This window comes from Acidovorax sp. A1169, from assembly GCF_030704685.1.
GTDB lineage: Bacteria > Pseudomonadota > Gammaproteobacteria > Burkholderiales > Burkholderiaceae_C > Acidovorax.
On sequence record NZ_JAUZDX010000028.1, the window covers coordinates 61,291 to 75,346 of the forward strand.

General features: G+C 60.9%; 8 protein-coding genes and 1 pseudogene. 5 read left to right on the top strand and 4 right to left on the bottom strand.

Annotated elements, in window-relative coordinates; translation table 11 throughout:
• Nucleotide 1 precedes the first annotated feature (1 nt).
• On the bottom strand, nucleotides 2–718 hold the full coding sequence (locus tag QYL93_RS29060) for a response regulator transcription factor (RefSeq protein WP_057202655.1): 717 nt from the start codon (nucleotides 716–718) through the stop codon (nucleotides 2–4).
• Between the two features lie 134 nt (nucleotides 719–852).
• Nucleotides 853–2,250: an AmpG family muropeptide MFS transporter gene (locus tag QYL93_RS29065; RefSeq protein ID WP_305746937.1), complete on the bottom strand. Its 1,398-nt coding sequence runs from the start codon at nucleotides 2,248–2,250 to the stop codon at nucleotides 853–855.
• A 31-nt stretch (nucleotides 2,251–2,281) separates the two neighbouring features.
• Between QYL93_RS29065 and QYL93_RS29070 the strand changes: the two genes are divergently transcribed.
• Entirely contained in the window at nucleotides 2,282–3,130 is an 849-nt protein-coding gene (locus QYL93_RS29070; protein WP_370877064.1) for a M48 family metallopeptidase, read from the top strand.
• A gap of 7 nt (nucleotides 3,131–3,137) precedes the next feature.
• Here QYL93_RS29070 and QYL93_RS29075 read toward each other — a convergent pair whose 3' ends face one another.
• Nucleotides 3,138–4,223 (bottom strand): GGDEF domain-containing protein, encoded by a 1,086-nt coding sequence (locus QYL93_RS29075; protein ID WP_305746939.1) that lies wholly within the window; start codon nucleotides 4,221–4,223, stop codon nucleotides 3,138–3,140.
• A gap of 142 nt (nucleotides 4,224–4,365) precedes the next feature.
• Nucleotides 4,366–5,004 carry an MBL fold metallo-hydrolase gene (locus QYL93_RS29080; RefSeq protein WP_305746940.1) on the bottom strand — a complete coding sequence of 213 codons (639 nt, stop codon included), beginning with the start codon at nucleotides 5,002–5,004 and terminating at the stop codon, nucleotides 4,366–4,368.
• A gap of 675 nt (nucleotides 5,005–5,679) precedes the next feature.
• Between QYL93_RS29080 and QYL93_RS29085 the strand changes: the two are divergent.
• From QYL93_RS29085 to QYL93_RS29100, 4 genes and pseudogenes are all read left to right on the top strand, one after another.
• A pseudogene (locus QYL93_RS29085) lies at nucleotides 5,680–5,930 on the top strand (IS3 family transposase); the annotation flags it as partial.
• 144 nt (nucleotides 5,931–6,074) lie between these two features.
• Nucleotides 6,075–11,057, top strand: coding sequence for a PAS domain S-box protein (locus QYL93_RS29090; protein WP_305746941.1), 4,983 nt, complete (start codon nucleotides 6,075–6,077; stop codon nucleotides 11,055–11,057).
• 96 nt (nucleotides 11,058–11,153) lie between these two features.
• A complete protein-coding gene (locus QYL93_RS29095; protein ID WP_305746942.1) occupies nucleotides 11,154–12,149 on the top strand; it encodes a diguanylate cyclase in 996 nt (331 codons plus the stop codon).
• Between the two features lie 244 nt (nucleotides 12,150–12,393).
• A partial coding sequence (locus QYL93_RS29100; RefSeq protein WP_305746943.1) for a PAS domain-containing methyl-accepting chemotaxis protein occupies nucleotides 12,394–14,056 on the top strand: 1,663 nt, incomplete at its 3' end.

The window sequence follows — 14,056 nt, forward strand, 5'->3', positions numbered from 1 at the left end:
TTCAATCCTGCTGTTTGGCGAACACGTAGCCCACGCCGCGCACGGTGAGGATGCGGCGCGGGTTCTTGGCATCGACCTCGATGGCTGCGCGAATGCGGCCCATGTGCACGTCGATGGAGCGGTCGAAGGCCTCCAGCTCGCGGCCGCGCACGGCCTCCATGATCTGGTCGCGGGTGAGCACGCGGCCTGCGCGCTCGGCCAGCGCCACCAGCAGGTCGAACTGGTAGGAGGTCAGGTCGGCCGGCTGGCCAGCCACGGTGACGGTGCGTGCATCGCGGTCGATCTCCAGCGTGCCAAAGCGCAGGGCCTGGGCCACCGGCGTGCCGCCATCGGTGCGCCGGCGCAGGATGGCACGGATGCGCGCCAGCAGCTCGCGCGGCTCGAACGGCTTGGGCAGGTAGTCGTCGGCACCCAGCTCCAGGCCGATGATGCGGTCCATCGGGTCGCCCTTGGCCGTGAGCATCAGCACCGGCACCTGCGCAGCCGGGCCCTGCAGCGAGCGGATGCGGCGGCAGACCTCCAGGCCATCCATGTCGGGCAGCATCAGGTCCAGGATCACCAGGTCAGGCAGGGCAGCTGCATCCGGCCCCTGCAGTTGCGCCAGGCCGCTCTTGCCGTCGGCGCGGTGCGTCACCACCAGGCCGGACTGGCCCAGGTACTCGCCCACCATCTCGGCAAGGCGGGTATCGTCTTCGATCATCAGCAGTTGGGAGCTCATGGGGTCAGTGTAGTAGCGGCCTGCCCATGGTCGCGCAAAGGCGTCACAAGGTGTTGAAGCGCCTGTAAAGCTCCCGTAAATCTGCTGCCTGTGCCATTGCTTGCATTGCTATGCAATGCATAGCAAAAAATCGCCTATTTTTGCTTGGTGTCCGCGATTTGGACCCGTGACGCCAGCCATACCAGCAGCAGCACGGGCACACCCAGCAGCGCGGTGGCCGTGAAGAAATGCGCGTAGCCAAAACTATCCACGTAGCGGCCCGAGAAGCCTGCGATGAACTTGGGCAAGAGCAGCATCAGGGAGCTGAACAGCGCGTACTGCGTGGCCGAGTAGCTCACGTTGGTCAGGCTCGACAGGTAGGCGATGAAGGCCGCCGAGGCGATGCCGCTGGCGAGGTTGTCGGCCGAGACCACGGCGATCAGCGCCGTCACGTCGTGCCCATGGCCGGCGAGCCAGGCGAACAGCAGGTTGCTGCCCGCGCTGAGCACGGCACCCAGCATGAGGATGCGCATGACGCCAAAGCGCATCGACAGCACGCCGCCCACGAAGGCGCCCACCAGGGTCATGACCACGCCGTAGATCTTGGTCACGGCCGCGACTTCGTCCTTGGTGTAGCCCATGTCCACATAGAAGGGGTTGGCCATGATGCCCATCACCACGTCGCTGATGCGGTACACGGCGATCAGGGCCAGGATCAGCGCCGCGTGCCAGCCATAGCGGGTGAGGAAGTCGGCGAACGGGTCCACCACCGCGCCCTTGATCCACTCGGCTGCATCCTTGGCCGGGGGCAGCACGACCTGCGCGGGCTCGCGCGAGAAGAGCACCGTGACGATGCCTACCGCCATCGACGCCGCCATGGCCAGATAGGCCGCCTGCCAGGCGCCATTCTGGTACGCAGCCGCCCCCTGCGCCACGGCCTGGCCCACGGCGGGCGCCAATTCCGCGCGTGCGGCTATCCACAGCACGCCCGCGCCGGCCCAGATCATGGCAAGGCGGTAGCCCGTCTGGTACGAAGCGGCCAGGGCCGCCTGGTGCCGTGCGTCGGCCGACTCGATGCGAAAGGCGTCGAGCGCGATGTCCTGCGTGGCCGAACCGAAGGCGACGGCCAGCGCGCACCAGACGATGGGGCCCAGCATCTCGCGCGGGTCCGCCAGGGCCATGCCGACCAGGCCGGCCACCACCACGGCCTGCGACAGCAGCAGCCAGCTGCGCCTGCGGCCCAGCCAGCGGGTGAGCAGGGGCAGGGGCATGCGGTCCACCAGCGGTGCCCAGACCCACTTGAAGCCATAGGCCAGGCCCACCCAGCTCAGGTAGCCGATGGTGCTGCGGTCGATGCCCGCCTCGCGCAGCCGAAAGCTCAGCGTGCCCAGCACCAGCAGCAGAGGCAGGCCGGCAGAGAACCCGAGGGTGAGCATGCGCAGGCTCGCAGGCTCCAGGTAGACGCGCAGCGTCTGCAGCCAGGAGGGGCGGGAGGCGTCGGTCTGCGCCGCGGATACGGTCGATGCGGTCGGGATAGGGGAGGTGTCTGACATGGGTACCTGGGTTTTTGTCTATTATTCCTGCATGTGCATGCTCTGCCCCTCTCCTTTCGCCGCGCCGTCATCGATGTGGTCCGCGCGCCGCGCTTTTCTTCTGGCGGCGGGGGCGGGCGCCATGGCCCCGGCCATCGCCCAGGTGGACGTGGGCACCTCCTCCACCCTGCGCAAGCTGATCCCGGCCGAGACGCTGGAGCGGTCCGCCGCGCAGCAGTACCAGCAGATGATGGAACAGGCCCGCGCCAAGCGCGCGCTCGCGCCCGATGACTTTCCACAGCTGCAGCGCCTGCGCGTGATCGCCCAGCGGCTGATCCCGCACACCAAGCCCTGGAACGAGCGCGCAAGCCAGTGGCGCTGGGAGGTGAACCTGATCGGCAGCAAGCAGATCAACGCCTTCTGCATGCCCGGTGGCAAGATCGCCTTCTACACCGGCATCCTCGACCAGCTCAAGCTCACCGACGACGAATCCGCGATGATCATGGGCCACGAAATGGCCCACGCGCTGCGCGAGCATGCGCGCGAGCGCCTGGCCAAGACCCAGGCCACCAATATTGGCCTGCGCCTGGGCTCGCAGCTGCTGGGCCTGGGTGACCTGGGCAATGCCGCCGCCAGCCTCGGTGGGCAACTGCTCACACTGCAGTTCAGCCGCTCGGACGAAAGCGATGCTGACCTGGTGGGCCTGGAGCTGGCCGCGCGCGCGGGCTACCAGCCCGATGCGTCGGTGAGCCTGTGGAAGAAGATGGGCAGCGCCACGGGCAGCAAGCAGGGAGGCCTGGCCTTCTTGTCCACCCATCCCTCTGGCCCGGCACGCATCCAGCAGCTGGAGCTCAACGTGCCCAAGGTGCAAAAGCTGTACGAAGCTGCGCGCAAGGGTTGACGGCTGATCAGCCTGCCGTGACGCGGTTGCGGCCGTTGTTCTTGCTTTGGTAGAGCGCCTGGTCGGCCCGTGCAATGGCCGCCTGAAGGTCGTCGCCATGGGCCACCTGCGTCACCCCGAAGGACATGCTCAAAGGTACCGGCTGGCCCTGGCAGTCCATCTCGATCTGCTCCATCGCCATTCGGATGCGCTCGGCGACTTCCATGGCGGACGCCTGGGGGCTCGCCGGCATCAACGCCAGGAACTCCTCGCCGCCCCAGCGCGCGATCACGTCGCTCTCGCGCAGGTTGCGCGCGAGCACGCCGGCCACGGTCACCAGCACGCGGTCACCCATGGCATGGCCGTGGCTGTCGTTGACCTGCTTGAAATGGTCGATGTCGCACAGCAGCAGTGCCACGGGCTCACCCGTGCGCTGGGTGCGGTTCAACGTGTGCCCGGCCAGCGTGTGGAAATGCGCGCGGTTGTTCAGCCCGGTCAGCGCATCAAGCGTGGCCTGCTTGAGCAGCCGGTTCTCGGCGATGAGGATGGTGCGGCGGTAGAACGCCGCCAGCGCTGCGAACATGCCGAAGACGATGCACACGTGGATGGCGTTGACCACTTGCTGGCCCTTGTCGGCCAGGGGTGCGAGCGCCCCCCAGTGGTCGCACGCAAAGCGCAGGCCCAGGTAATAGGTCAGCAGTGCCAGCACGATCGGTACGGCGTAGTGGCCCGAGTTGGCAATGACCACTGCCGGTATGAACAGCAGCAGGTAGTAGTGAAAGCCGCTGTCCCAGCCCACCAGCAGCGAGCCCAGTGCCGAGTGGAAGATCACCTCCAGCCAGATCAGCGAGATGCCCGCCGTGTTGCGCCGCCGCTGGATGAGCGCGTAGGCGCCTAGGTACATGCCGATGCTGGCCAAATTGACCAGCGCCAGCGGCACCGAGCCCAGCCAGAGGAAGAGCAGGATGTAGCCGCAGTCGATGGCTGCGGCCGTCAGAGCCACCCGCTGTGCCATGGCCCAGTAGGCCTTGCCAGCGACGCTGGAGCCGCGCTGTGGAATGGCGAAGGGGCGGGGGGGATGGGCGGTGGGAGCGGTGCTTGCGGGGGATGCCATGGAGGGACGATGCCCGGCACGCGCCTCCGACAGCCGGGATTGTTAACAGAATGTCACATCTTAGAAAATTTCAGCGCCTCGCATTGCCGGATCAGGCGGGGCAAAGCATCCCAGTTCCACGTTACCTTTAAAGGGGAGGGACTCAGGTGCCGCCTACGTAGGGGTTGCTCTTGCGCTCACGGCCAAAGGTGCTCTCTGGGCCATGGCCGGGAATGAACACCGTCTGGTCGCCCATCGGCCACAGCCTGCCGGTGATGCTGTCGATCAGGTCCTGGTGGTTGCCCTGCGGGAAGTCCGTGCGCCCAATGCTGCCGGCAAACAGCACGTCGCCCACGAAGGCGCGGTCGATCTGCGGCGCGTGGAATACCACGTGGCCGGGCGTGTGCCCTGGGCAGTGGCGCACGTGCAGCACCTCGTTGCCGATCTGCACGGTGTCGCCATCGGCCAGCCAGCGCGTGGGCGTGAAATGCTGCGCCGGCGGAAACCCGAACATCGCGCTTTGATCCGGCAGTGCATCGATCCAGAACTGGTCCCCGGGGTGCGGCCCGACGATGGGCAGCGACAGCCGCTCGGCCAGCTCGCCCGTGCCGCCCGCATGGTCGATGTGGGCGTGGGTGAGCCAGATCTGGTCGAGCATGAGGCCCAGGCGCTCCACCTCGGCCAGCAGCACGTCGAGGTCACCGCCGGGGTCGACGATGGTGGCCTTGTTCGTGGCATCGCACCAGAGGATGGAGCTGTTCTGCTGGAAGGCGGTGACGGGGACGGTGAGGTAGTGGAGCATGGGTGGTCGTATGGTTGTTGCTAACAGAGAGTGGATTTTGCAAACAGAGTGTGGATCTCTTGATATCAAAGAGCGGACTTTGCGAACATAGACTGGGCCTGGCTGATTTCTGCGCTGGCACTCGCTACTGACATGTGCACTGAGCCGCATTCTGGGCTTGTGGGCAAGTTTTGCAATTTGGCTAAGCCCGTGACTTACAGCAGGCATGCTTCCCTTAGCGCCTGTCGTGACTACAGCAAATAAGGTCCGTCGGATGAAAACAAGGTCCGTCGGGCGCTTCCTGCATTGTGAAAATTAGCCAGGCACCGGCCTTCCTATCGCATCAGGGCGGCGGGCCCGTACAGCTTGAGTTGCACTATTGCACTGATGGCAGCAAGCAGGTATTGCCATTGGGCCAGGCGCCGGTCGTGATGGTGGCCCATATGGCTTCACTCACATCCCATGAGACCTGAACCTGATCTCGGGCTGCGTTCAACGCCATGAGCGACCTCAGCAGTTGGGCTTCCTCAGGGGGAGTACACAGGTGATGGCTCCGCCCTGATACCTTTTTGACGCTAGCCCTGGGTAGGTCTATGGCCTGCAACAAGGTGAATCGCCCCGGGGCGATTCAAGGAGGTGACGCGCAGTGGCCCAGAGTCGATTCGGGCGGCAATGTGCAGGTTTCCATTGCCACAGCCGGGATGGCTGGCACACATCGCGGATGCCCAGCTGACGCGTCCGATGTCCCGCAAAGGCTGTTCGCCCGACAATGCGGCCTGCTGAAGACCGAATGGTTCTATGCTGGCAATTGGCAACCAACGAGCGTTGAGCAGTTCACCCAGATCTTGGACTCTTACATCCGCTGGTACAACGAGAAGCGGATCAAGATGTCCTTGGGCGCGCGAAGCCCTCCTGACTACCGCCGAAGCTTGGGGCTTGTGGCATAAACAATCCAAGTTTTTAGCCACATCCCCTGGTGGTCAAGATTGCATCGGCCCAACAACGAGTTCCAATTGATCAAGCTAGGCATTCCTCATCTAAGTGTCGAGCCCAGAGGCAAGCGGTAAAAACAACGCGGAGAACGACCAGCCATGCGCCTGAAAAGATTGTCATCAGCCCCCCTGGCATGGATGGCTGCCAGCCTGCTCATCGGGCTTGCGACTAGTGCGCTGGTTGCGTATTACCAGAAAGATTCGAACACCCGAGCAGCCCAAGCGAGGTTTGAAGCACTATCCGAGGATGTTGTCGAGCGCCTGCAACTGCGTATGCGACTGTATGAATACGGCTTGCGGGGTGCCAGAGCCGTTGTGGTGACAGCTGGCGAGAGGGGTATCAATCAGCGCTTGTTCCGCCAGTACAGCGAGACGCGAAATTTCGCGGAAGAGTTTCCAGGAGCGAGGGGGTTCGGCTTCATTCGGAGGGTGCCCAGGCCGCAAACAGAAACCTATCTGCGAGACCGGCGAGCTGACGGAATCTCAGACTTTTCATTCAAGACACTGAACGAGCACAATGAAGAGCGTTTTGTCATCGAGTACCTCGAGCCTTCGGAGCGCAATCGCGTAGCGCAAGGTCTGGACATAGGATCGGAGGCGAATCGCCGCCAAGCTGCAATCTCTGCCATGCAAACGGGCAAGGCCACGATCACGGGCCCCATCACCCTTGTTCAGTCAACGGGAGACCCACAACGCTCCGTGCTATTCCTGCTGCCGGTGTACCGCAGCGGCGCAACCCCGGCAGACATTGACCAGCGTGAATCCTTGGCTTTCGGCTGGACCTACGCGCCACTGGCTTTGAGCGAAGTTCTGGCCGACTTCGACATGGCGCAGTTGCAGTACGACCTGTCCATCACGGATGTCTCCAATCCATCCAAACCTGAGAACGTCTTCGATAGCCTACGCCAACCTGCTAAGAGCGATATCGCTTTGCATCAAACGCTGGAGCGCGAAATCTACGGCCGTTTGTGGCGCATTGGCTTAACAGCTCGGCCGGAGTTTGTCGGCAGCCTCGGCCAGTTTTCTTGGCTTGCTGCGCTCTCAGTCGGTGCGGCCGCCAGCCTTCTCATTTCGCTTCTGATTGGGGCGCTGCGGGTTGGGGTGGAGCGCAAACGAAAAAACCTGCTGCAGCAGGCCCAACTGGCAACCATTGTAGAGTACTCCGCAGACGCCATTGTGGGCCAATCCAGGGACGGAAAAGTCATCATTTGGAACCCAGCGGCAGAGCGACTTTTTGGATACGCCAAGAGCGACGCCATAGGCCAGCCCATGATTGGGAACATGACGCCGGAGGCAGAAAAATCGAAGGAAGAACAACTGGTGCAGCAGGTGCTATCCCACGAAGTTATGCAGCCTGCGGACACGGCGCTCTTGACCAGGGATGGCACCTTGGCGCAAGTCTCGGTCACGGCTAGCGCTATACGCGGTGAACACGGCGAGATCATCGGAATTGCGCGGTTCATGCGCGATATTCAAGACCGCCTGCGGACAGAAAGAGCGATGGCTGACCTGGCCGCCAACTTGGAAGAGCAGGTGGAAAGCCGCACGGCAGAACTCGAGACGGCACGCCACGACCTGCAGACCGTGCTGGATTCCGTGCCGTCAATGATCGGCTATTGGGACAAGAATTTGCGAAATCGCGTTGCAAACCGGGCCTATACCGATTGGTTTGGTGTGGATGCGCGCAGTCTCTTGGGCAAGTCCATGGCGGATCTCCTGGGCAAAGACCTTTTCGAGACCAATCGTCCCTACATTGAGGCCGCGCTGCACGGCGAGAGACAACAGTTTGAAAGATCCATCCCCCGTCCAGACGGAAAAGGCAACCGCCATTCGCTGGCCAACTATTTGCCCGACGTCGTTGATGGCGAAGTGCGTGGCTTTTACGTGATCGTCCATGATGTCTCCGAAGTGGTGGAGAGCCGCCACGCCATCGCACAGGAGCGCGAGCGGCTCGCACACATCATCGACGGCACCAACGTTGGCACTTGGGAATGGAACGTTCAAACGGGCGAGATCGTCATCAATGCGCGTTGGGCGGACATCATTGGCTACTCCATGGCAGAACTGAGTCCCATCTCAATTGATACGTGGAGAATCCATGCGCACCCCGATGATCTGCCACAAGCACAAGCGCTTCTCGACCAGCATTTCAAGGGCGCACAGCCGCAGTACCAAAGTGTCATGCGCATGCGCCACAAGCAAGGACATTGGGTGTGGGTCCAGTCGCGTGGGGGGACCTTCACCCGTACTCCTGCCGGCGAGCCTGAGTGGATGTACGGAACGCACCAGGACATCACTGCGGCAAAAGAGGCCGAAAATCAACTGCAACAGGCGGTCGCCATGCTGGGCGGTGTATTGGGCGCAGCCACTCAACAATCCATCATTGCCACTGATGTGGATGGGACCCTCACGCTCTTTAACACCGGGGCAGAAAGGATGTTGGGCTACACGGCCCAAGAGCTTGTGGGGGTAAGTTCACCGGCCCCCTTGCATCTGCGAGAGGAAGTCGAGGCATACGGCGAAGAACTCTCGCAGCGCTATGGGTATCCCGTGCAGGGATTTCGGGTCTTTGTGCACGAGGCCGAACGGCTGGGCTTTGAAGCCCGGGAATGGACCTACGTGTGCAAAGATGGGCGTCAACTGCGCGTTCTGCTCTCAGTCAACACGATTAGAGACGCGCGTGGCAACATCCTGGGGTACCTCGGAATTGCGCACGACATGACGGAGCGTCACCGTCAGGATCGGGCACTGCGCCATGCCAAGGCGGCCGCTGAAACCGCCAGTACAGCCAAAAGCATGTTCTTGGCCAATATGAGCCATGAAATCCGAACGCCCATGAACGCGGTGCTGGGGGTGGCTCATTTGCTGGCAGATACATCGCTCGACGATGACCAGCGTCAGCTCCTGAAGAAACTCCAGATCGCGGGCCGTTCATTGTTGGGAATCATCAACGACGTACTGGACATTTCCAAGATTGAGGCAGGAGAGATGACCACCGAATCAGTGGTCTTTCATCTGCCCGAACTGGTCAACGAGCTGGTGCAGCTTTACTCACCTCAGGCTCAAGCGAAGGGTGTTGGGCTGGAGGCGCGCGGCTTGAAAGGTCTTCCGCTGGCACTGGAAGGCGATCCTACACGGCTTCGCCAAGTGCTCTCCAACTTGGTAAGCAACGCCATCAAGTTCACCCAACAGGGCTCTGTGAGGCTTGAAGTGAAGCGAGTGCACAGCACCGCCCCTCTGGAACCGCGGGCTTGGTTGAAATTCTCTGTCATAGACACCGGTGAAGGCATTTCCGAGACGGCGCTGAAAAATCTGTTCATGCCTTTCGCCCAAGCTGATGCCTCGACCACCCGCCGATTTGGTGGGACTGGGTTGGGACTGTCCATCGTTAAACGCATGGCTCAGTTGATGGGTGGCGAGGTCGGCGTGGAAAGTGCTCTAGGCAAGGGTAGTACGTTCTGGGTCCAGTTGCCGTTCTCAGTTCCAGAAGTAGACGGGTTGGTGCCGCCATTAGCGTCCAAGCAGGACCGACTGACCGTGTTCATAGCCGATGACAATGAGATTGATCTTGAGGGTCTGTCCAAAATGTGCGAGGCATTTGGCTGGCAGACGACAGCAGTACCTTCAGGTACCGAGCTGGTGCACCGCATGCAGGAACTGGCCGATGCGCACCAGGCACTGCCCGACGCTCTGGTGCTTGATTGGAAAATGCCAGGTATGGACGGGATTCAGACACTGAACATGTTGGCAGAGCGGCTGGGGGCCTCGACTCTACCTGCCACCCTGATTGTGTCCGCCCACGAACGAGATCAAGTGGCAAACCATGACCGAGCCGGGATAGTCAACCGCATTCTGACCAAACCGGTCAACCCGTCCACACTGTTCAATGCAGTCAATGCCTCTGTTGCAGAGTACACAGGCAACCATGACCACGTCATTGCCGCCACACGACTGGACTCCATGCGCGGCCAGTGGCTTCAAGGCCTGCGCATTCTTCTCGTGGATGACAGTGACATCAACCTGGAGGTTGGGCGCAGGCTTCTCGAAAAAGAGGGTGCCACTGTGGAAGTTCGAACCAACGGACGCGAGGCGGTGGAGGCACTCAAGGATGCGCTGTCGTCCCAGGCCGTCGCGTATGACGCCGTCCTGATGGATTTGCAGATGCCGATCATGGACGGCTACGAGGCTACGTCTCTTGTGCGCCGCGAGTTGGGAATGATGGATCTTCCGATCATTGCGCTCACCGCGGGCGCGTTGTCCGAAGAAAGGCGGCGCGCAGAGGCGGCAGGCATGGATGCATTCCTTACCAAGCCGCTTGACCCGGCACTTCTGGTGCGCACCGTGTACATGCATGTCAGCAAGAGACGCGGAACACCGGTTGCGGTTGCCATAGAGGAGAACGTAAACACACAGGCATCGGCGCCACACTGGCCCGACATCGAGGGCATAGACGCCGCAGTTTCTATGAAGCTGCTGCAAGGAGATGAAGACCTCTTTGTCAATTTGCTCCAACGCTTCCTGAGCGATTATGGCAACGCCGATTTCGAGCTGCCCGCAGACCACAGTCCTGAAGCGCGCGCGGCATTTATAGCGCGCGTTCACAAGCTGCGCGGTTCCTCGGGCATGCTGGGTGCCAATGCATTGAACGCCATTGCGTCCACTCTAGAGGCGCAATTGCGGGATATAGACAGCCAGTCACTGAAGCGCGCAGCGCTTGACGAATTGATCGCAAGTGAGATCGCATCGCTGAATAGCGCTTTGCGGCAATTGACAGTCGCTTCTTCTGAGACCCGTGCTGCGTTCTCCAAAAAAACCGCCACATTGCGCCACCGTGCCCCCGCACAGGGTGACGACGTGCAGGCATCAACTTTAGATGATGCTGGGTTGCAGAAAATCCATGCTTTCCTGCAGCTGCTGGAGAGGCAAGACCTGGCGGCCATGGGCCAGGTTGATAATTTGATGCCACACTTGACGGCGTTGATGGGGGAGGAGGCCTTGGGTGTGCTGCGTGAGGCTATCAACACACTCGATTTTGCTTCGGCGATGCAGATACTCTCCGCCCGCTTACCTGGGAAAGCTTGACGATTTCCCATCAGGCGCCCAACCCTCGAGACGGAGTCATGGCGTCGCGGCGAAAAGTGCTTTGACAACATTGTTTCCAATAAGAGCCCGCTATACATGCCCCACACGCTTGATTCAGACCATGCCAATCTTTTGATCGTGGACGACGACATCACGGTCATTCAGGTTTTAGCCAAGGCGCTTGCTGGTATCGGCAGCATCCGGTACGCGCTCAACGGTAGTGATGCGCTGCGGCTGGCTGAGCAAGAGACGCCTGATTTGGTTTTGCTGGACGCCAATATGCCTGGGATGTCAGGCTTTGAGGTCTTGGGAGCCATGCGCTCCCAGCCCCAATTGGAGGATGTACCTGCCATCTTCATCACCAGCCATAGCAGCCAGGAAATGGAAGAAGAGGGGCTGGCCAAGGGCGCTGCAGACTTCATTGCCAAACCGTTTCATCCGGCCATTGTTGCAGCGCGCGTGCGAACCCAACTGCGGCTCAAACGTGCCCTCGATAGGCTGCGCCAGCTGTCATCCACCGACGCACTGACTGGCGTGGCCAACCGGCGCACGCTTGACTCAACACTGCTGTTGGAATACAAGCGCGCGCAGCGGCATCTAACACCCTTGTCGGTCATCATGCTGGATGTGGATCATTTCAAGCGATTCAATGACACATACGGGCATGGCGCGGGGGATGAAGCTCTGGTTGGTGTCGCGGGCGCCATGCTGTCCTCTACCAACCGCCCGGCAGACCTGGTTGCGCGCTACGGAGGAGAGGAGTTTGCGGTTGTATTGCCCGGTACCGATGGAGCCGGTGCCATGGCGGTTGCGACGACACTGATGCACAACGTGGCCCAACTCAAGATTCCACATGTGGCCTCAGCGACGGGGTTTCTCACCATCTCCCTGGGAATTTGTAGTTTTGATCAGAATTCGCAAAGCTGGCACGCTTCAGCCGAAGAGCGCAGGGACAATGCCGCCAGCGCCCAGGCTCAGGTTTGCGCCACTGCAATGCTCAACGTAGCAGATCAAGCTCTCTATGCTGCAAAAATGGGCGGTCGTTCGCGTGTTGTGTCCCACTTTTTTCATGGCGCTCCTTTTGGGTGTTGAGGGGATGCGGACAAGTAAGCGCTACAGGGCCAAGGCCAGTCAATCCTAGGAGCGTGCTGAACCACCTAACAACTCGGGGTGACTCAATATGGACCATACTGATCTGATAGGCCATGTGGTTGTAATTTCAACTAAAGCTCTCGATGTGCGGTACCGCACAGTCTGTGGGAAACCTCTGGGAGCGCCTGAGCCCAACAACCCTTGCGCGCTCGCGTAAATTGAGATCAAAACAATGAATACTCCAATGGAAGCGCTGTCCACCTCCCCCCAAGAATCGGCCCGCACAGAGGCATTGCTTGCTGCGCTGGAGCACGTGCAGGCCGTTGTCGAGTTTGATCTGGATTGTCGTGTGTTGCGGGCCAACAGCCTGTTTCTTGATCTGATGGGTTACAGCGCCAATGAAGTCCTGGGCCAGCACCATCGCATTTTCTGTCCCTCCGAGGTAACTAGCAGCGACTCTTACAGGGCGCTGTGGGAAGGGCTGCGAGCCGGGCAGGTACGAGAGGACGTGTTCTTGCGGGTCACAAAATCGGGCAAACCCGTCTGGCTGCAGGCCTCCTACAACCCGGTTCGTGACTCAGAGGGGCGCACGGTCGGCGTTGTCAAACTCGCAACTGACATCACCGAGCAGCGGGCGCGGCAAGCGGATTACGAGGGCAAGATCGCGGCGATCCACCGGGTGCAGGCCGTGATCGAGTTTGACCTTGTGGGTGGCATTCTGGATGCCAATGCGAACTTTCTGAACACCTTTGGCTATGAGCGGCAAGAGGTTGTTGGCCAGTACCACCGCATGTTCTGTCAGCCAGAGTTTGCCGCATCCACCGAATATGCGAATCTCTGGGAGCGATTGGGTCGTGGCGAGTCCACTTCAGGGCGTTTTCGCCGCTTGTCCAAGGACGGCAGGGACATATGGCTCCAAGCCTCCTACAACCCCATTCTGGACGTTACCGGCAAGCCGTATAAGGTGGTCAAGTTCGCCGTCGATATCACGAACGACATGACTTCGGCTGCAGAGACCAAAGGAAAGATAGATGCCATCGGCCTGTCCCAAGCGGTCATCGAGTTCGATATGCAGGGAAATGTCCTGTCGGCCAACCCGAACTTCCTGCGCACCATGGGTTACACCTTGGCGGAAATCCGAGAGCAGCATCACAGCATGTTCTGCGAACCTGGCCTGGTGCAAAGCCAGGCATATCGGGACTTTTGGGCAGATTTGGGCGAGGGCAAGTTCCAGAGTGCGCGCTACCGCCGCATCGGCAAGCATGGGGCAGAGGTTTGGATCCAGGCTACTTACAATCCCATCCTGGACGTTGATGGCATACCCTACAAGGTCGTCAAGTACGCCACTGATATTACCGCCCAGGTGCAGCGCGAGCGGGCAGTAGCGCAAAAGGTGCAAGACATCACTGCGGTGCTGCGCGCGATGAGTGAATCGATCAAGCAGCTGGCACGCAGCGCCGGCCGCTCGACAGAGCTCTCCGAGCAGACTCAACGCGAGGCGGGTGAAGGCAGTCAGTTGGTACGCCGTTCACGCGACGCAATCATTGCCATCGAGCGGTCCTCTTCCGATATTCACGAAATCGTGGACACGATCAGCGAGATCTCCAGCCAGACTCATTTGTTGGCATTCAATGCAGCCATAGAGGCAGCGCGGGCGGGTGAACAAGGTGTCGGCTTTTCCGTAGTGGCAGACGAGGTCCGCAAGCTGGCGGAGAAGTCGTCGATTGCGGCGCGAGAGATCGCCAAGCTGATCAACCAGACGGTCAGCCGAGTCTCCGAAGGTAGCCGACTGTCTGAAGAGGTGGACGCTGCGTTCTCCCGCATCCTGGGGGCGGTAGAAAACACCACGCGCTCCATCAACGAAATTCGCACCGCTACCGAGCAGCAGGAACACTCCACCCAAGATG

Excerpts from the sequence above, each read along its gene's own strand:
- QYL93_RS29090 (WP_305746941.1), top strand. The coding sequence starts at position 6,075 with ATGCGCCTGAAAAGATTGTCATCAGCCCCCCTGGCATGGATGGCTGCC.
- QYL93_RS29075 (WP_305746939.1), bottom strand. The coding sequence starts at position 4,223 with ATGGCATCCCCCGCAAGCACCGCTCCCACCGCCCATCCCCCCCGCCCC.
- QYL93_RS29080 (WP_305746940.1), bottom strand. The coding sequence starts at position 5,004 with ATGCTCCACTACCTCACCGTCCCCGTCACCGCCTTCCAGCAGAACAGC.
- QYL93_RS29065 (WP_305746937.1), bottom strand. The coding sequence starts at position 2,250 with ATGTCAGACACCTCCCCTATCCCGACCGCATCGACCGTATCCGCGGCG.
- QYL93_RS29070 (WP_370877064.1), top strand. The coding sequence starts at position 2,282 with ATGTGCATGCTCTGCCCCTCTCCTTTCGCCGCGCCGTCATCGATGTGG.
- QYL93_RS29095 (WP_305746942.1), top strand. The coding sequence starts at position 11,154 with ATGCCCCACACGCTTGATTCAGACCATGCCAATCTTTTGATCGTGGAC.
- QYL93_RS29060 (WP_057202655.1), bottom strand. The coding sequence starts at position 718 with ATGAGCTCCCAACTGCTGATGATCGAAGACGATACCCGCCTTGCCGAG.